Consider the following 17,176-nt stretch of genomic DNA (forward strand, 5'->3'; position numbering starts at 1 on the left):
TCTTTGTTTTCGCGGTTCCGGCCGCCGGAACTGCCGGGAGGATCTCGTCATGGCGGATTTCGTCATCGTCGGCGCCGGCGAATGCGGCGCGCGCGCAGCCTTTGCGCTGAGGGGAAAGGGTTTTGATGGCACGATCACCCTGATCGGGAATGAGGACCATCTGCCCTATGAGCGTCCGCCCCTCTCCAAGGAGGCGCTGGTCGCCGGCGACGGCCCGAAGCTTATCGCGGACGCGGAGCGCTATGCCGCCGCCGGTATCGCGGTGCTTCGCGGCCGTCCGGTCATCGAGATCGACCGGACCGCCCGGCGGGTACTGCTCGGCGACGGTACGGCGGTCCCCTATGACAAATTGCTGCTGGCGACCGGTGCGCGCCCGCGCAGCCTGCCGGGCACGGTTTGCGGCGGGCGCATCGCCGCCCTTCGCAGCCATGACGATGCCGCCCGCATCCGCGCCTATCTGGTGGAGGGAAGCCATATCGCCATTCTCGGCGGCGGCTTCATCGGCCTGGAGCTGGCGGCGAGCGCCCGCAAGCTCGGCGCGAGCGTGACCCTCATCGAGGGCCTGCCGCGCATTCTCAGCCGCGGCGTGCCGGCGGAGATCGCCGCGATCGTCGCAAGCCGCCATGCGGAAGAAGGCGTCGAGGTGCTGTGCGCTGCGAAGGTTGCCGGCATCGAAGAGCGGCCGGGCGAGGTTCGCCTCACGCTGGAAGACGGCCGCGTCGTTGCGGCCAGCCTGCTGGTCGTCGGCATCGGCGCGGTGCCGAACACGGAACTGGCGGAGATGGCGGGGCTTGCCGTGGACAATGGCATCGCTGTCGACGGCCTGCTGCGCACCTCCGATCCGGATATCCTTGCAGCCGGCGACTGCACCTCCTATCCGCTGCCGCTCTACGGCGACCGGCGCGTCCGGCTCGAATCCTGGCGCAATGCGCAGGAGCAGGGTCAGCTTGCGGCGGCCAACATGCTCGGCGGCGGCGAGGCGCATAGCGCCGTGCCGTGGTTCTGGTCGGACCAGTACGACATGACGCTGCAGATCGCCGGGCTGGCCGACGACGCGGCGATGACCGTGCGGCGCGACCTCGGCGAGGGGGCCTTCATCCTCTTCCATCTGGATGCCGCGGGCCGGCTGATCGCGGCAAGCGGCATCGGCAAGGGCAATGCGGTCGCCCGGGACATCCGCCTTGCGGAAATGCTGATCGCCGCCCGCCGCCATCCCGATCCTGTCGCGCTTGCCGCGCCGGAAACCAAACTGAAGACGTTGCTTGCCGCCTGAAGGGCGGTCCGGAGGACAGATGAAGATCAGAAGACCAACCGTTGCCGACCTCAAGGCGATGAAGGGCAAGCGGCAGCTCACCATGCTGCGCGTCGTGACACTGGAGGAGGCGGAGGCCGCCGAGAAGGCGGGTGTCGATCTCGTTTCCGTGCCGCCAGCGTTGCTGGGCCCGGCCTTCCGGGAGGCGGCGCCGACTGTCTTTGCCTTTCCGGGGCTGGAATACGGCGATCTCGTCACGGCGGACGACTATCTGCGCAGCGCCTTCCAGGCGATGAAGGCGGGGGGCGATGCGGTCTATTGCGCCGCCGGGCTTTCCACCGTCCGGCGCCTGCGGGAGGAGGGCATCCCGGTCTGCGGCCATGTCGGGCTCATTCCCTCCAAGGCCACCTGGACGGGCGGCTTCCGCGCCGTCGGCAAGACGGCCGAGAGCGCGCTGGAGATCTTCCGGCAGGTGAAGGCACTGGAGGAGGCAGGCGCCTTCGCGGCGGAGATCGAGGTGGTGCCGGGCGAGATCGCCACGGCGATCAGCGCGAGGACAGGGCTCGTCATGCTCTCAATGGGGGCGGGCACGGGCTGCGATGCGCAATACCTCTTCGCCGAGGATGTGCTCGGCCAGAATCGCGGGCACTATCCGCGCCATGCGAAGGTCTACCGCAACTTCGCTGCCGAATATGACCGGCTGCAGCTGGAGCGCATCGCGGCCTTCCGCGAATATGCCGACGACGTGCGCTCGGGCGCTTATCCGGAAAAGGGCCATCTCGTCGATATCGCGCCAGCCGAGCTTGCAGCGTTCCTCGATCGGCTTGATGCCTGAAAGCCGGTTCCCTCGCACGGGAAAACCGCCTATGTAGGCGCTGAAGCGTGAGGAGACGTTCATGAAGTTCATCGATCCCGACCATCCGTTCTACCGTCCGCTCTGGCGGCGGCTGCTTTTGGTTGGGATCTGTGCTGCCTGGACGGCGGTGGAATTCTACAATGGCGAGCAGACCTGGGGCACCATCTTCCTCGTCGTCTCGGCCTATGCCTTCGCGCAGCTCATCCTCTTCTTCAAGCCGTCCGATCCGGCCGCAAAACCGCCGGAGCAGGAGCCGAAGGGCTAACGCAATTCCAGCAAGAGTGCGAAGCGGTTTTGCGTTCGGAATTGCGTTGAAACCGGAATTGGAGCGTTTTCGCGATTTGTAGAAAAGCGGAAATGCTCGGAGGCGCATCGTCTCAGCGCGCCAGGCCGAGGCTTTTTTCGACATTGATCCGCCGGATGGTCTCGTCGATCAGCATGTTGGCGATCTTCATGCGCAAGGTCGCATTGGCGCGCAGCTCTTCCGGCGCGCGGTCGGGGTGGTTTTCCCGGGCAAAGGCACGCCGGCGGGCGAGCAGTTCGTCCACGCTTTCCTTGCCGTTGAGACAAAGGTCGCTCGCCACCTCCTCCGGCGCGATGCGCAGGAGATGCGGTGGGGGTGGCGGGGGCTCGGCAGCAGCCGGTTGTTCCGGCTCCACAGGGGCAGGTTCCTCGTAGAGATCGAGATAGGCGGCTGCAGCCTGCGAGCCGGACATGAAGGCGCCGCCCGTGCCGAGGCCGGCGAAGCCGGAGGGCAATCCGCGCACTTCGGCCGGCCCCCCATTATCGTGCCCTTCATCGGCCGCCTCTTCCTCAGCCGCGTGGCGTGCCTCGGTCTTCAGCCGCTCCAGCACGGATTCGAATACGGTCATGCCGAACATGAAGGACCTCCTCAATCCGGCGAAAGCATCCGGCTGCGTTGCAGGATCAGATCATAGAGCAGTTTGGCGCTCGGCGGCAGCGCCCTGCCTTTGACCGAGATAAGGCTGTACGGCTTGATGTCGATCTCGAAATCGGTGTTGAGGATGCTGATTTCACCCGCCTGCGCGCCGACATCGGCGATGAAGACGGCCATGTCGCGGGCGACGGGGGCGATGGCGTTCGAGCCGCAGACGATGGCGGTCGTCAGCAGAATGGACGAAGTGTTGACCACGGTGGAGGGCAGCGGCACGCCGGCAGCGAGGAACAGTTCCTCGATGCGCCGGCGAAGCAGTGTGCCGGCCGGCTGGAAGACCCAGTCGTAGTGCGGCAGGTCGGCAAGGCTGGCGGCGGGTTTTTCGAGCAGCGGATGGCCCTTGCGCACGATGAGGCAGGCCTTTTCGATGCCGATCTCGGTGACGTTGAAGAGCCGCGGATTGAGATCGTCGGGCACGCGGGCGATGATGAAGTCCTGCCGTGCCGCCAGAAGCTCCCGGGCGAGCACGTTGCTCGTCTCCACGCGCACATTCACCTCGATGCCGGGATAGGCGGCGCTGACCTGCTGGATCGCCGGGACGGCGAGGCTGATCGCCGGCGCCGTCACCGAGCCGAGGAAGACCGAGCCGCCGGTGCCGGATTTCAGGGCGGAAAGCTCGCGGTCGACTTCGCGCAGTTCGAGAAGGATGGTGCGCGCGCGCCGCGCAAAGGCTCGGCCGAAGGCGGTGAGCGCCACGCCCCGCGAGACACGCTCGCACAGCTGCGCCTTGAGGATGGTCTCCATTTCCGTCAGCATGCGGGAGGCGGCGGGCTGGGATATGTTCAACGCATCGGCAGCGGCGCTGACCTGCTTGTGCTCCTCGATGGCGACGATCATGCGCAGGTGACTGAGCTTCAGGCCGCTGCGCAGAAGGCCGACGTCCTTGAGATCCCCACCGCCCTCGCCGGGGAAGAGCTGTTCGTCGATATCATCGTCTAAACGCATGGTTATCTCGATCGGCAAAAATAGTATATATCTGCCTCCATATACCAGTTTTGATATCGAAATAGAAGTTCATTGCATTTGACAGTTATGGCAATTCGGTAGACGTTGCGCCAATGTGCGCTGGGGTCCTTGGGAGTGGGGACCGGCGGGCTCCATGCCTTCCAGTCCAGGCCGTCGTCTGAATGCGACCCCGCCCGTGCACAGAACAATGCCTGGCCGCAATTTCGGCCAGTGCGCACCAGGGAGAGACCTTTCAATGAAAATGATCACTTCGCTCCTCGCCGCCGCCGCCATCAGCGTCGCGTCGTTCGTGGCGCCGGCCTTCGCCCAGGACAAGGGCATGGTCGGCATCTCCATGCCCACCAAGACCTCGACCCGCTGGATTTCCGACGGCGAGACGATGGAAAAGCTCTTCAAGGACGCCGGCTACACGCCGGACCTGCAGTTTGCTGACGACGATATTCCAAACCAGCTCGCCCAGATCGAGAACATGGTGACGAAGGGTGCCAAGGTCCTCGTCATCGGTGCCATCGACGGCACGACGCTTTCCGACATCCTGCAGAAGGCCGCCGACGCTGGCGTGAAGGTTATCGCCTATGACCGCCTCATCCGCGATTCCGGCAATGTCGACTACTACGCCACCTTCGACAACTTCCAGGTCGGCGTTCTCCAGGCCACCAGCCTTGTTGATGGCCTGAAGGCGAAGTTCCCGGACACCAAGCCATGGAACGTCGAACTGTTCGGCGGTTCGCCTGACGACAACAACGCCTTCTTCTTCTACGATGGTGCGATGTCCGTCATCCAGCCGCTGGTCGACAAGGGTGACATCGTCATCAAGTCGGGCCAGACCGGCATGGAAACGGTCGGCACGCTGCGCTGGGACGGCGCGGTCGCGCAGGCCCGCATGGAAAACCTGCTGTCCTCGACCTACACCGATGGCCGCGTCGATGGCGTCCTGTCGCCCTATGACGGTCTCTCCATTGGCATCCTGTCGGCCCTGAAGGGCGTCGGCTACGGCTCGGGCGACCAGCCGATGGCTGTCGTCACCGGCCAGGACGCGGAGCTGCCGTCCGTCAAGTCGATCCTCGCCGACGAGCAGTATTCGACGGTCTTCAAGGACACGCGCGAGCTTGCCAAGGTCACCGTCGGCATGGTCAACGCGATCCTGGAAGGCAAGGAGCCGGAAGTGAACGACACCAAGACCTACGACAATGGCGTCAAGGTCGTCCCGTCCTACCTCTTGAAGCCCGTTGCCGTCGACAAGTCCAATGCGGAAAAGATCCTCGTGACGGACTCGGCCTACTACACGGCCGACCAGCTGAAGAACTGATCGTTTCTTCCTTCTCCGGGGTTCGCGCTGCGACGCGCGAACCCTCTTTTCTCCGGATCGCAGAGCGAATAGGCTCGGCTTCCCCATCGATGGGTGATGGCCGGCCGCTGGAAACTGGTACATGAGCAAGACCCTTCTCGAAATGCGCGGCATCACGAAGACGTTTCCGGGTGTGAAGGCCCTGGACAACGTCAACCTGAAGGTCCGCGAAGGCGAGATCCACGCCCTTGTCGGCGAGAACGGCGCCGGCAAATCCACCCTCATGAAAGTGTTGAGCGGCGTCTATCCGGCCGGCTCCTACGAGGGCGAAATCCATTTCGACGGCGAAGTCCGCCGTTTCTCCACGATCTCGGACAGCGAGCATCTGGGCATCATCATCATCCACCAGGAGCTGGCGCTGGTGCCGCTGCTGTCGATCGCCGAAAATATTTTTCTGGGCAACGAAGTCGCGACGAACGGCATCATCGACTGGAAGCTCGCCTTCCGGCGCACGCAGGAACTTCTGAACAAGGTCGGCCTCACGGAGCCGCCGGGCACGCTGATCACCGATATCGGCGTCGGCAAGCAGCAGCTCGTCGAGATCGCCAAGGCGCTCTCCAAGAAGGTGCGCCTGCTCATCCTCGACGAGCCGACCGCCTCGCTCAATGAAAAGGATTCCGATGCGCTTTTGAAGCTGCTGATGGAGTTCCGCACGCAGGGCATGACCTCGATCATCATCTCGCACAAGCTGAACGAGATCAAAAAGGTCGCCGACCAGATCACCATCCTGCGCGACGGCGGCACGGTCGAGACGCTGGACTGTCATCACGAGGACATTTCAGAAGACCGCATCATCAAGGGCATGGTCGGCCGCGAGATGGAAGACCGCTACCCGCCGCGCGAGCCAAAGATCGGCGAGACGCTGCTGGAGGTGAAGAACTGGAACGTCTTCCACCAGCACCACCGCGACCGGCAGTTCCTGCACGACATCGGTTTCACCGTGCGCGCCGGCGAGGTCGTCGGCATTGCGGGCCTGATGGGGGCGGGGCGCACCGAGACGGCGATGAGCCTCTTCGGCAAGAGCTGGGGCCACAAGATTACCGGCGACGTCTTCATGCGCGGCAAGCCGGTGGATGTGAGCACGATCCCCAAGGCGATCGAGGCCGGCCTTGCCTATGTGACCGAGGACCGCAAGCAGCTTGGTCTCGTGCTGATCGACAACATCATGCACAACACGACGCTCGCCAATCTCAACGGCGTTTCCAAGGCGACGATCATCGACAATCACCAGGAAGCCAAGGTCGCCTCCGGCTATCGTCAGAAGCTGCGCATCCGCTCGCACTCGATCTACCAGGAAGCGGTCAATCTTTCGGGCGGCAACCAGCAGAAGGTGGTGCTGTCGAAATGGCTCTTCACCAATCCCGAGGTTCTGATCCTCGATGAACCCACGCGTGGCATCGATGTCGGCGCGAAGTTCGAAATCTACACCATCATCAACCAGCTTGCCGCCGAGGGCAAAGGCATCCTGATGATCTCTTCGGAGATGCCGGAGCTGCTCGGCACCTGCGATCGCATCTATGTCATGAACGAAGGACGCATCGTGGCCGAGCTTTCAAGGGCGGAAGCAAGCCAGGAATCCATCATGCGCGCCATCATGCGCTCCGGGGAGAAACACTAATGTCCACCGATACCGCGACCAAGACGACCCAGCCCTCGGTGGGAGACTACCTGCGCAAGAACATCCGCGAGTACGGCCTGCTCGTCGCGCTCGTCGTCATCATGATCTTCTTCCAGGTCATCACCAACGGCGTGCTCTTCCGCCCGGTCAACATCACCAACCTCGTGCTGCAGAACTCGTTCATCGTCATCATGGCGCTGGGCATGCTCCTGATCATCGTGGCGGGGCATATCGATCTCTCGGTCGGCTCGATCGTCGCCTTCATCGGCGCGATCTCGGCGATCATGCTGGTGAAATGGGGGATGCCGGCGATCATCGTCGTGCCGCTCTGCATCTTCGTCGGCGCGCTGATGGGCGCAGCGCAGGGCTATTGGGTCGCCTACCAGAAAATCCCGTCCTTCATCGTCACGCTCGCCGGCATGCTCGTCTTCCGCGGCATGACCTATGTCGTGCTCGGCGGCCGCCCGGTTGGCCCGTTCCCGAAGGACTTCCAGATCCTTTCCACGGGCTTCGTGCCGGACTTCCTGTCGCTCACGGATCCCGCGACCAGCCTCATCAAGAACTATTTCGCCCTTCTCGTCGTCATCCTGCTCGTCGGCTATGCCATCTATGCCGGGCTTCGCGAGCGCCGCATGAACGCGCTGCACGAGACGGAGAACGAGCCCTTCGCCTTCTTCGCCGTGCAGATGGCGATCATCAGCGCCGTGGCGATCTTCCTTGGCTTCCAGCTCTCGACCTATCGCGGCCTGCCGAACGTTCTTGTCGTCATGGGCCTGCTCATCGCGCTCTACACATTCGTCACGACCCGCACGACGATCGGCCGGCGCATCTACGCCATGGGCGGCAACGAGAAGGCGGCGAAACTCTCGGGTATCAACACCGAGCGGCTGACCTTCTACACCTTCGTCAACATGGGCGCGCTTGCGGCGCTCGCCGGCATGATCATCGCGGCCCGCCTCAACTCGGCGACGCCGAAGGCCGGGGTCGGCTTCGAGCTCGACGTCATCGCGGCCTGCTTCATCGGCGGTGCATCCGCGTCGGGTGGCGTCGGCAAGATCACCGGCGCGGTTATCGGCGCCTTCATCATGGGCGTCATGAACAACGGCATGTCGATCATGGGCATCGGCATCGACTACCAGCAGCTCATCAAGGGGCTGGTGCTGCTCGCGGCCGTGTTCTTCGACGTCTACAACAAGAACAAGGGCTGACCGGGGACTGGTCCGCCCATGGGTTGCCAACGTGTTTGACCGGCTGCGGATGCAGCCAGTGCGGTGACGTCTGTCCGCCGCAGGTGCGAAGCTTTGACTTGGTCCAGGCTTCAGGAAGGAAACGAAAATGCTGATGTCACAGGTAGCGAATGCCGACGGTTCGATCACGGTGGTCGTGCGCGAGGAAGGCGGCGAGGGCCGTGCGGTGAAGGGTGCGGGCAGCGTCTACGCGCTGGCCATGGAAGCCGCCAACAGCAGGCAGTCTCTGAAAGCCGTCATCGACGAAAAGGGGTTCGGCGAGACCGTCGACCTGGAGGCGGCCTATGCCGCGGGCCGGCTGCTGTCGCCGATCACCCATCCGGACGCCGCCCATCTCCATCTGACCGGCACGGGTCTCACCCATCTCGGCTCGGCCGCCACGCGCGATTCCATGCACAAGAAGACGACGGAGGCGGCCGAGGAAACCTTGACCGATTCCATGAAGATGTTCCGCATGGGTCTCGAAAATGGCAAGCCGAAGCCGGGCGAGAAGGGTGTGCAGCCCGAATGGTTCTACAAGGGCAACGGCACGCAGGCCGTGGCGCCCGGCAGCCCGCTCACCTCCCCAGCCTTCGCGCTCGATGGCGGCGAGGAGCCGGAGATGGCCGGCATCTATGTGATCGCCGCCGATGGTTCGCCCTTCCGTCTCGGGTTTGCCGTTGCGAACGAGTTCTCCGACCATGTGACGGAGCGCATCAACTATCTCTACCTTGCCCATTCGAAGCTCCGCCAGGCGAGTTTCGGTCCGGAAATCCGCATCGGCGCCGCGCCGGATGATATCCGCGGCTTCTCGCGTATCGTGCGCAATGGCGCGGTGCTGTGGGAAAAGCCCTTCGTCTCCGGCGAGGCGAACATGTCCCATACCTTCGCCAATCTCGAATACCACCATTTCAAATACGGCCTGTTCCGCGCGCCGGGCGACATCCACGTCCACATGTTCGGCACGGCGACGCTCTCCTTCGGTGACGGCATCCGCACCGAGACTGGGGATGTGTTCGAGATCGGGGCGGATGGTTTCGGCTTGCCGCTGCGCAATCCGCTGGCCATTGCCCGGGAAGAACGGATCGAAATCCGCCAATTGTAAGGGATGTGCCGCCTTCGCGCGGCGCGGGACAGACAGGAGGCCTTGCCCATGACCATCCACCAGAACCTGATTGCCGGCGAGTGGGTCGGCTCGGATGCGATCAAGAACATCAACCCGTCGAATACCGGCGACGTGGTGGGGGAGTATGCCCGCGCCTCCGTCGAGGATACCAGGGCAGCGATCGCGGCGGCGAAGGCCGCTTTTCCGGGCTGGTCGCGTTCGGGCATCCTTGAGCGTCACGCGATCCTGCGGAAAACCGCCGACGAGATTCTGGCCCGCAAGGACGAACTCGGCCGGCTGCTGTCGCGCGAGGAGGGCAAGACGCTGGCCGAAGGCATCGGCGAGACGGTGCGCGCCGGCCAGATCTTTGATTTCTTCGCCGGGGAATGCCTGCGGCTTGCCGGGGAGACGCTGCCGTCCGTGCGTCCGAACATCGGCGTCGAGATTACCCGCGAGCCGGTTGGCGTCGTCGGCATCATCACGCCCTGGAATTTCCCGATCGCCATCCCCGCCTGGAAGATCGCCCCGGCGCTTGCCTATGGCAACACCGTCGTCTTCAAGCCGGCCGAACTGGTGCCCGGCTGTTCCTGGGCGATCGTTGACATTCTCGTGCGCGCCGGCCTGCCGAAGGGTGTCCTGAACCTCGTCATGGGCAAGGGCTCCGTCGTCGGGCAGACCATGCTCGACAGCCCCGATGTCAACGCCGTCACCTTCACCGGCTCCACCGGCACCGGAAAACGCGTGGCGCTCGCCTCCGTCGAGCATAACCGCAAGTATCAGCTCGAAATGGGCGGCAAGAACCCCTTCGTCGTTCTCGACGATGCGGACCTTTCTGTCGCCGTGGAAGCTGCCGTCAACTCGGCCTTCTTCTCGACCGGCCAGCGCTGCACCGCCTCCTCGCGCGTCATCGTCACCGAGGGCATCCACGACAAGTTCGTCGCGGCCGTTGGTGAGCGTTTGAAAGGTGTGGTCGTCGACGATGCACTGAAGGCCGGCACGCATATCGGCCCGGTCGTCGATGAAAGCCAGTTGAAGCAGGACACCGATTATATCGAGATCGGCCGGAAGGAAGGCGCAAAACTCGCTTTCGGCGGCGAGCTTCTGAAGCGGGACACGCCCGGCTTCTATCTTTCGCCTGCGCTCTTCACCGAGGCGACGAACGACATGCGCATCTCGCGGGAAGAGATCTTCGGCCCCGTCGCCGCCGTCATCCGCGTCAAGGATTACGAGGAGGCGCTGGCTGTCGCCAACGACACGCCCTTCGGTCTCTCCTCCGGCATCGCCACGACCAGCCTCAAACATGCGACGCATTTCAAGCGCAATGCGGAGGCCGGCATGGTCATGGTCAACCTGCCGACAGCGGGCGTCGACTTCCATGTGCCCTTCGGCGGGCGCAAGGGCTCGTCGCATGGCCCGCGTGAGCAGGGCAGATACGCCAGCGAATTCTACACAACCGTCAAGACCGCCTACACCCTGGCGTGAGACAAAGGCCGCTCGGCGACCCCATGCCGAGCGGTCCCTTCAAGGACTGAGGACATGAAAAAGAAAGCTGAGTGGCCGCGCAGGCTGAGATCGCAGGAGTGGTACGGCGGCACCAGCCGCGACGTGATCTACCACCGAGGCTGGATGAAGAACCAGGGCTATCCGCACGACCTGTTCGACGGTCGCCCGGTCATCGGCATCCTCAACACCTGGTCGGACATGACGCCGTGCAACGGGCACCTGCGGGAGCTCGCCGAGAAGGTAAAGGCCGGTGTCTGGGAGGCGGGCGGCTTCCCGCTCGAAGTGCCCGTGTTCTCGGCCTCGGAAAACACCTTCCGCCCGACCGCGATGATGTACCGCAATCTTGCCGCGCTCGCGGTGGAGGAGGCGATCCGCGGCCAGCCGATGGATGGCTGTGTGCTGATGGTCGGCTGCGACAAGACCACGCCGTCCCTGCTGATGGGGGCGGCTTCGGTCGACCTGCCGGCGATCGTCGTCACCGGTGGTCCCATGCTGAACGGCTACTTCCGCGGTGAGCGGGTCGGCTCGGGCACGCATCTTTGGAAGTTCTCCGAAATGGTGAAGGCCGGCGAGATGACGCAGGCCGAGTTCCTCGAGGCCGAGGCGTCGATGAGCCGTTCGTCGGGCACTTGCAACACGATGGGCACTGCCTCAACGATGGCCTCGATGGCCGAGGCGCTGGGCATGGCGCTGTCAGGCAATGCCGCGATCCCGGCCGTCGATTCCCGCCGCAAGGTCATGGCGCAGCTCACCGGCCGGCGCATCGTGCAGATGGTCAAGGACGACCTGAAGCCATCAGAGGTCATGACGAAGGAAGCCTTCGAAAACGCCATCCGCACCAATGCGGCCATCGGCGGCTCGACCAATGCGGTGATCCACCTGCTCGCCGTCGCCGGCCGGGTCGGCGTCGATCTGACGCTGGACGATTGGGACCGCTGTGGCCGCGACGTGCCGACCGTCGTCAACCTGATGCCGTCGGGCAAATACCTGATGGAGGAGTTCTTCTATGCCGGCGGCCTGCCGGTGGTGCTGAAGCGTCTCGGCGAGGCCGGCCTCTTGCACAAGGATGCGCTGACGGTCTCCGGCGAGACGATGTGGGATGAGGTCAAGGACGTCGTCAACTGGAATGACGATGTGATCCTGCCGGCCGAGAAGGCGCTGACCCAGTCGGGCGGCATCGTCGTGCTGCGTGGCAATCTTGCGCCGAAGGGGGCGGTGTTGAAACCCTCGGCCGCCTCGCCGCATCTCCTGACGCACCGGGGCAGGGCCGTCGTCTTCGAGGATATCGACGACTACAAGGCCAAGATCAACGACGACGCTCTCGACATCGACGAGACCTGCGTCATGGTCATGAAGAACTGTGGGCCGAAAGGGTATCCGGGCATGGCCGAGGTGGGCAATATGGGCCTCCCGCCGAAAGTTTTGAAGAAGGGCATCACGGACATGGTGCGCATCTCCGATGCGCGCATGTCCGGCACGGCCTACGGCACCGTCGTGCTGCACACCTCGCCGGAAGCGGCCGTCGGCGGGCCGCTGGCGGTCGTCAGGAACGGCGACATGATCGAGCTCGACGTGCCGAACCGCCGTCTGCATCTCGACATTCCCGAAGAGGAATTGGCCCGTCGGCTCGCGGAATGGAAGCCGCACCACGACCTGCCCACGTCCGGTTACGCCTGGCTGCACCAGCAGCACGTCCAGGGCGCCGATACCGGCGCCGATCTCGATTTCCTCAAGGGTTGTCGGGGCAGTGCGGTCGGCAAGGACAGCCACTGAACTTTTCGGGCGCGCTCTTCGGATCGCGCCCGTCTTTTTCCGTCTGCTTGATGCGGCATCGCGTTGAAGCAGTTGCACAGGCCCTTAAAGCGATTTCGACGTAAGGGCCTGTGAATCGATTCAGAGGCTTACGGCGCGCCTTGCGCATGCTGATTCAGGTCCGGCTGGTCAGCTCTGGCTTTGCGACTGGCTCTGGCCGGCCGGCTCCACCGTGATGGCGACACTCATCGTCTCGGCCGAGTGCCCGAGCACCATGCCGGAAACAGGGGCGGCGTCCTTGTAGTCGAGGCCGGTCGATAGGCGCACATAGCGCGCATCCGGGCAAATCTTGTTGGCCGCATCGAAGCCGACCCAGCCGAGACCCTGCAGATGCACCTCCGCCCAGGCGTGGCTCGCCGTCTGTTCGGGCGTTTCCATCAGCAGGTAGCCTGAGACATAGCGGGCCGGCAGCCCGAGATGGCGCGCGGCAGAAAGGAAGACATGGGCGTGGTCCTGGCAGACCCCCTGCTTCTTCTCCAGTGCCTGCTCTGCCGTCGTGTCGGGGGCGGTTTCTCCCGGCTTGTAGGCGACGGTCTCGTGGATGGCGGCCATCAGCGCGTGCATGCATGCCAGTTCATTGTCGCCGCTCGCGGATTTGGCAAGGTCGCGTATCAGCTTGCCGGGCTTGGTGAGCGGCGTTTCGCGCAGGTAAAGCCAGAGCGGCACGAAGCCTTGGTGCGGGCCGAAGACACCGGCCCGGTCTTCCGTCTCCACCTCGCCCTCGGCGACGATACGGATCGCCACCTGCTCGGCATTGGTGCTGACGAGATCGACATGATTGCCGAAATGATCGGTGTAGCCGGCCTCCAGCCGCGCGCCATGCACGGTGGTCTTCCAGTCGCGCACGATCTGGCCGGGCTGGGTTTTCGGTGTCAGGCGGAGGCGTTGCAGCGAATACTGCACCGGGTCGTCGTAGTGATATTCTGTCGTGTGGCTGATCTTCAGTCGCATGGCTCGCCCCCGCTAGCGATAGAAGCGGTAGCCGTCGGAGATCTCTTCCCCGAGGCGGTTGTTGTGTACGATGAACTCCTCGATGAACTCATGGAGCCCCTGTTCCATGATGTCGTCGATGGTGCGGCTGCGCAGCAGCATCAGCGTGGCGGAAGCCGTCTCGTGCGCCGCGTGGTTGTCGCCGTAAAGCTTTGCCAGATAGCCGAGATTGCTGACGATCTTGTCGTAGCTATAGGCGAGCGAGCGCGGCATGCGGTCGTTGAGGATCAGGAAGTCGGAGATGTTGGTGGAGGAATAGTCGCCGTCATAGACCCAGCTGTAGGAGCGGTGCGCCGAGACCGAGCGCAGGATCGATTCCCATTGCATGTTGTCGAGCGAGGAGCCGACCTTGGCGATCGCCGGCAGCAGCACGTAATATTTCACGTCGAGGATGCGGGCCGTGTTGTCCGCCCGTTCGATGAAGGTGCCGATACGCGAGAAATTGTAGATGTCGTCGCGCAGCATGGTGCCGTGGAACGCGCCACGAATGAGGGCGGTGCAACGCTTGATCGTCCCGATCACCTCCGGCATGTCGGCGGGCTTCACGCGTTTGGAGAGCGCCAGCTTCAGCTCGATCCAGCACTCGTTGGTCGCTTCCCAGGTCTCCCGCGTCAGCGCCGTGCGCACCATGCGGGCATTGTTGCGCGCCGATTCGATGCAGGACATCACACTCGACGGGTTGGCGTGGTCGCGCAGGAGATAGTCGATGGCGTCCGCGCTCGTCAGCTTGGTGTGCACGGTGTCGAAGTCTTCGCGCACGCCGGCGCTTTGCAAGACGCCGTCCCAGTCCTCGTCGGAGGAACCGGAGCGCGTCAGCGCCATGCGCAGGCCCGCATCGACGAGGCGGGCGATGTTCTCGCCGCGCTCGATATAGCGGAACATCCAGTAGAGGCCGTTTGCAGTTCTTCCCAGCATCGGCTCAGTCCTCCAGAACCCAGGTGTCCTTCGTGCCGCCGCCCTGGCTGGAGTTGACCACCAGCGAGCCTTCCTTCAGCGCCACGCGGGTGAGCCCGCCGGGAATGATCTGCACCTTGTCGGAAACGAGCACATAGGGCCTGAGATCGACGTGCCGGGGCGCGATGCCCTTGTTGACGAGGATCGGGACGGTGGAGAGCGACAGCGTCGGTTGGGCGATGTAGTTCGCCGGCCGGGCTTTGAGCTTTTCGGCGAAGGCCGCGCATTCCTTCTTCGAGGCGGTCGGGCCGACCAGCATGCCGTAGCCGCCCGAACCGTGCACTTCCTTGACGACCAGTTCGCTGAGGTGTTCCAGCACGTATTTCAGGCTGTCCTCTTCCGAGCAGCGCCAGGTCGGCACGTTTTCGAGCAGCGCCTTGCGGCCGGTATAGAACTCGACGATCTCCGGCATGTAGGAATAGATCGCCTTGTCGTCGGAAATGCCGGTGCCGGGCGCATTGGCGATGGTGATGTTGCCGGCCTTGTAGACATCCATGATGCCGGGAATGCCGAGCGCCGAATCCGGCCGGAAGGTCATCGGGTCGAGGAAGTCGTCGTCGACGCGGCGGTAGAGCACGTCGATCGCCTCGTAGCCGCGGGTCGTGCGCATCTTCACCTTGCCGTCGACGACGCGCAGGTCCGAGCCCTCGACCAGCTCCACGCCCATCATGTCGGCGAGGAAGGAATGTTCGTAATAGGCGGAATTGAAGATGCCCGGCGTGAGCACGGCGACGCGCGGTTTTCCCGAACAGCCGGGCGGGGCCAGCGAGGCAAGGCTTTGGCGCAGCGTCTTGGGATAGTCCTCGACCGGCCGCACCTTGTTGAGGTGGAACAGTTCCGGGAACATCTGCATCATGGTTTCCCGGTTTTCCAGCATATAGCTGACGCCGGAGGGTGTGCGGGCATTGTCTTCCAGCACGTAGAACTGGTCTTCGCCCGTACGTACGATGTCGGTGCCGACGATGTGCGTATAGACGCCGCCCGGCGGCTTGAAGCCGATCATCTGCGGCAGGAAGGCGACGTTGCGCTCGATCAGCTCGCGGGGAATGCGGCCCGCCTTGATGATTTCCTGCTTGTGGTAGATGTCATCAAGGAAGGCGTTGAGGGCGATGACCCGCTGTTCGATGCCCTGGGCGAGCCTGCGCCACTCTCGGCCGGAAATGATACGGGGGATGATGTCGAAGGGGATGAGCTTTTCGGAGCTGTCTTCGTGTCCGTAGACCGCGAAGGTGATGCCGGTCTTTCGAAAGAGGTTCTCGGCGTCTCTTGATTTGGCGATCAGGCGAGCCCGATCCTGTCCTTCGTACCAGTCATGGTAGTTTTCGTATGGCTGCCGCGGGCCTTGGTCCGCATTCATCATTTCATCAAATGCCAAAGGCGTGTTCCCCATTTTTCGCCATTTGAGTACAACATCAGGGGCAATGCAAGAACCATGCTCAATTAGCAGGAAAGAATTCTCACACCGCTTTGGGAACAGCCAAACCGGCCGGAAGGACGGTTTTCCCGATGCGTGGTCTATGCGCGTGTTTACCCCGGGCTGGTTTGCGGGGAGCGGGCGGGACGGATCTGCCGAAAACATGGGCAGATGCTGAAAAAGCGATTTTGCCCGCTCTTTCGCTGAACCTAATCATCAAGGAAATTCCTTTGACCGTCGTGGAAGCGGCGCCTATCGCTCGCGCACTGATTGTTTCCCTGCCGAAAGTCCCATGTCCCTCGATCGCCTGGCTCCTGCCATTTTCGTCCTGCTCTGGTCCACCGGCTGGGTCGTCGCGAAATACGCGACCTTCGTTTCCGAGCCGCTGACCTTTCTCGGCATCCGCTACCTGACCGCGGCGCTGCTCTTTGCCGGTTTCTGCGTCGTGACCGGCGCTGTCTGGCCGCGTGACCGGCGCACTGTCGTGCACGCCGTCGTCTCCGGCGCTTTCCTGCACGGCCTTTATCTCGGGGCGGTCTGGTGGGCGATCGGCGAGGGCGTTCCGGCGGCGCTTTCCTCCATCATAGCGGCGCTGCAGCCGTTGATGACGGCGCTGGCCGCACCGTTCTTTATCGGTGAGCGGTTGAGCCCGGCACAGAAGGCCGGCCTCTGTCTCGGCTTCCTCGGGGTGCTGTTGGCCGTACTGCCGAAATTCTTCGGCCAAGGGGCGGCAGAAATCCCGGCCTTCGCCATCGTCGTCAACATGCTCGGCATGGCAGCCGTCACCTACGGCACGATCTACCAGAAGCAATATCTGCCGACGGGGGACATCAGGGCGATCGCGACCCTGCAATACATCGGCGCGCTGATCGTCACCGTGCCCCTCGCGCTCAGTCTGGAAAACCTGCATGTCGATTTCGGCTGGGCTTTCTTCGCGTTGCTCGCCTGGTCGGTTCTCGGCATCTCCATGGGGGCGATCCTGCTGCTGCTCTACCTGCTGCGCCGTGGACAGGTGTCCCGTGCGGCCTCCCTCATCTACCTCGTGCCGCCGATCGCGGCCCTCCAGGCTGCTGCCATCTTCGGCGAGGAACTGACGATCCCGATGATCCTGGGCACGCTGATCGTCGTTGTCGGCGTCTACCTCACCAACCGCAAGGACCCTGTGCCGGCGGAATGA

General features: G+C 63.6%; 15 protein-coding genes. 10 read left to right on the forward strand and 5 right to left on the reverse strand.

What is annotated here, in order from left to right:
- Positions 1-49: 49 nt before the first annotated feature.
- The 3 genes from AKG11_RS12660 (at position 50) to AKG11_RS12670 (ending at position 2,373) form a co-directional block, all read left to right on the forward strand.
- Positions 50-1,273, forward strand: a complete 1,224-nt coding sequence (locus tag AKG11_RS12660) for an NAD(P)/FAD-dependent oxidoreductase (protein WP_050744125.1) — start codon at positions 50-52, stop codon at positions 1,271-1,273.
- Positions 1,274-1,292: 19 nt separating this feature from the next.
- Positions 1,293-2,087 (forward strand): 3-methyl-2-oxobutanoate hydroxymethyltransferase, encoded by a 795-nt coding sequence (locus AKG11_RS12665; RefSeq protein WP_050744126.1) that lies wholly within the window; start codon positions 1,293-1,295, stop codon positions 2,085-2,087.
- Between the two features lie 61 nt (positions 2,088-2,148).
- Entirely contained in the window at positions 2,149-2,373 is a 225-nt protein-coding gene (locus tag AKG11_RS12670; RefSeq protein ID WP_023513188.1) for a hypothetical protein, read from the forward strand.
- A gap of 112 nt (positions 2,374-2,485) precedes the next feature.
- Here the strand turns inward: AKG11_RS12670 and AKG11_RS12675 are convergent, their stop codons facing one another.
- Together AKG11_RS12675 and AKG11_RS12680 are read right to left on the reverse strand one after the other, a co-directional pair.
- Positions 2,486-2,989, reverse strand: coding sequence for a hypothetical protein (locus AKG11_RS12675; protein ID WP_050744127.1), 504 nt, complete (start codon positions 2,987-2,989; stop codon positions 2,486-2,488).
- 11 nt (positions 2,990-3,000) lie between these two features.
- Positions 3,001-4,008: a LysR family transcriptional regulator gene (locus AKG11_RS12680; protein ID WP_050744128.1), complete on the reverse strand. Its 1,008-nt coding sequence runs from the start codon at positions 4,006-4,008 to the stop codon at positions 3,001-3,003.
- Positions 4,009-4,264: 256 nt separating this feature from the next.
- Here AKG11_RS12680 and chvE point away from each other — a divergent pair, with 256 nt between their 5' ends.
- From chvE to araD, 6 genes are all read left to right on the forward strand, one after another.
- Positions 4,265-5,338 (forward strand): multiple monosaccharide ABC transporter substrate-binding protein, encoded by a 1,074-nt coding sequence (gene chvE / locus AKG11_RS12685; protein WP_050744129.1) that lies wholly within the window; start codon positions 4,265-4,267, stop codon positions 5,336-5,338.
- Between the two features lie 121 nt (positions 5,339-5,459).
- Entirely contained in the window at positions 5,460-6,995 is a 1,536-nt protein-coding gene (gene mmsA / locus AKG11_RS12690; RefSeq protein ID WP_050744130.1) for a multiple monosaccharide ABC transporter ATP-binding protein, read from the forward strand.
- Positions 6,995-8,203, forward strand: coding sequence for a multiple monosaccharide ABC transporter permease (gene mmsB, locus AKG11_RS12695; RefSeq protein WP_024270172.1), 1,209 nt, complete (start codon positions 6,995-6,997; stop codon positions 8,201-8,203). Before mmsA ends, mmsB begins: the two co-directional genes overlap by 1 nt.
- Positions 8,204-8,330: 127 nt before the next feature.
- Positions 8,331-9,326 carry an AraD1 family protein gene (gene araD1, locus AKG11_RS12700; RefSeq protein WP_050744131.1) on the forward strand — a complete coding sequence of 332 codons (996 nt, stop codon included), beginning with the start codon at positions 8,331-8,333 and terminating at the stop codon, positions 9,324-9,326.
- Between the two features lie 48 nt (positions 9,327-9,374).
- The gene (locus tag AKG11_RS12705; protein ID WP_050744229.1) at positions 9,375-10,808 is read left to right on the forward strand and encodes an aldehyde dehydrogenase family protein; all 1,434 of its coding nucleotides are present in this window, start codon (positions 9,375-9,377) and stop codon (positions 10,806-10,808) included.
- Positions 10,809-10,862: 54 nt separating this feature from the next.
- Positions 10,863-12,602: an L-arabinonate dehydratase gene (gene araD, locus AKG11_RS12710; RefSeq protein ID WP_050744132.1), complete on the forward strand. Its 1,740-nt coding sequence runs from the start codon at positions 10,863-10,865 to the stop codon at positions 12,600-12,602.
- A 168-nt stretch (positions 12,603-12,770) separates the two neighbouring features.
- On the opposite strand, the gene AKG11_RS12715 is transcribed toward araD, so the two are convergent.
- The 3 genes from AKG11_RS12715 to AKG11_RS12725 are packed head-to-tail and all read right to left on the reverse strand — an operon-like array spanning position 12,771 to position 15,975.
- Positions 12,771-13,592 carry a transglutaminase family protein gene (locus AKG11_RS12715; RefSeq protein WP_050744133.1) on the reverse strand — a complete coding sequence of 274 codons (822 nt, stop codon included), beginning with the start codon at positions 13,590-13,592 and terminating at the stop codon, positions 12,771-12,773.
- Between the two features lie 12 nt (positions 13,593-13,604).
- Positions 13,605-14,546 (reverse strand): alpha-E domain-containing protein, encoded by a 942-nt coding sequence (locus AKG11_RS12720; protein ID WP_023513794.1) that lies wholly within the window; start codon positions 14,544-14,546, stop codon positions 13,605-13,607.
- Between the two features lie 4 nt (positions 14,547-14,550).
- Positions 14,551-15,975, reverse strand: coding sequence for a circularly permuted type 2 ATP-grasp protein (locus AKG11_RS12725; RefSeq protein ID WP_082342417.1), 1,425 nt, complete (start codon positions 15,973-15,975; stop codon positions 14,551-14,553).
- Between the two features lie 316 nt (positions 15,976-16,291).
- Here AKG11_RS12725 and AKG11_RS12730 point away from each other — a divergent pair, with 316 nt between their 5' ends.
- The gene (locus AKG11_RS12730) at positions 16,292-17,176 is read left to right on the forward strand and encodes a DMT family transporter (protein ID WP_050744135.1); all 885 of its coding nucleotides are present in this window, start codon (positions 16,292-16,294) and stop codon (positions 17,174-17,176) included.

Origin of the sequence: Shinella sp. SUS2 (genome assembly GCF_001262505.1) — a bacterium.
Lineage (GTDB): Bacteria > Pseudomonadota > Alphaproteobacteria > Rhizobiales > Rhizobiaceae > Shinella.

Bases quoted from the DNA above. Each gene is read 5' to 3' on its own strand.
- AKG11_RS12660 (WP_050744125.1), top strand. From the start codon at position 50: ATGGCGGATTTCGTCATCGTCGGCGCCGGCGAATGCGGCGCGCGCGCA.
- AKG11_RS12665 (WP_050744126.1), top strand. From the start codon at position 1,293: ATGAAGATCAGAAGACCAACCGTTGCCGACCTCAAGGCGATGAAGGGC.
- AKG11_RS12670 (WP_023513188.1), top strand. From the start codon at position 2,149: ATGAAGTTCATCGATCCCGACCATCCGTTCTACCGTCCGCTCTGGCGG.
- AKG11_RS12675 (WP_050744127.1), bottom strand. From the start codon at position 2,989: ATGTTCGGCATGACCGTATTCGAATCCGTGCTGGAGCGGCTGAAGACC.
- AKG11_RS12680 (WP_050744128.1), bottom strand. From the start codon at position 4,008: ATGCGTTTAGACGATGATATCGACGAACAGCTCTTCCCCGGCGAGGGC.
- chvE (WP_050744129.1), top strand. From the start codon at position 4,265: ATGAAAATGATCACTTCGCTCCTCGCCGCCGCCGCCATCAGCGTCGCG.
- mmsA (WP_050744130.1), top strand. From the start codon at position 5,460: ATGAGCAAGACCCTTCTCGAAATGCGCGGCATCACGAAGACGTTTCCG.
- mmsB (WP_024270172.1), top strand. From the start codon at position 6,995: ATGTCCACCGATACCGCGACCAAGACGACCCAGCCCTCGGTGGGAGAC.
- araD1 (WP_050744131.1), top strand. From the start codon at position 8,331: ATGCTGATGTCACAGGTAGCGAATGCCGACGGTTCGATCACGGTGGTC.
- AKG11_RS12705 (WP_050744229.1), top strand. From the start codon at position 9,375: ATGACCATCCACCAGAACCTGATTGCCGGCGAGTGGGTCGGCTCGGAT.
- araD (WP_050744132.1), top strand. From the start codon at position 10,863: ATGAAAAAGAAAGCTGAGTGGCCGCGCAGGCTGAGATCGCAGGAGTGG.
- AKG11_RS12715 (WP_050744133.1), bottom strand. From the start codon at position 13,592: ATGCGACTGAAGATCAGCCACACGACAGAATATCACTACGACGACCCG.
- AKG11_RS12720 (WP_023513794.1), bottom strand. From the start codon at position 14,546: ATGCTGGGAAGAACTGCAAACGGCCTCTACTGGATGTTCCGCTATATC.
- AKG11_RS12725 (WP_082342417.1), bottom strand. From the start codon at position 15,975: ATGGGGAACACGCCTTTGGCATTTGATGAAATGATGAATGCGGACCAA.
- AKG11_RS12730 (WP_050744135.1), top strand. From the start codon at position 16,292: ATGTCCCTCGATCGCCTGGCTCCTGCCATTTTCGTCCTGCTCTGGTCC.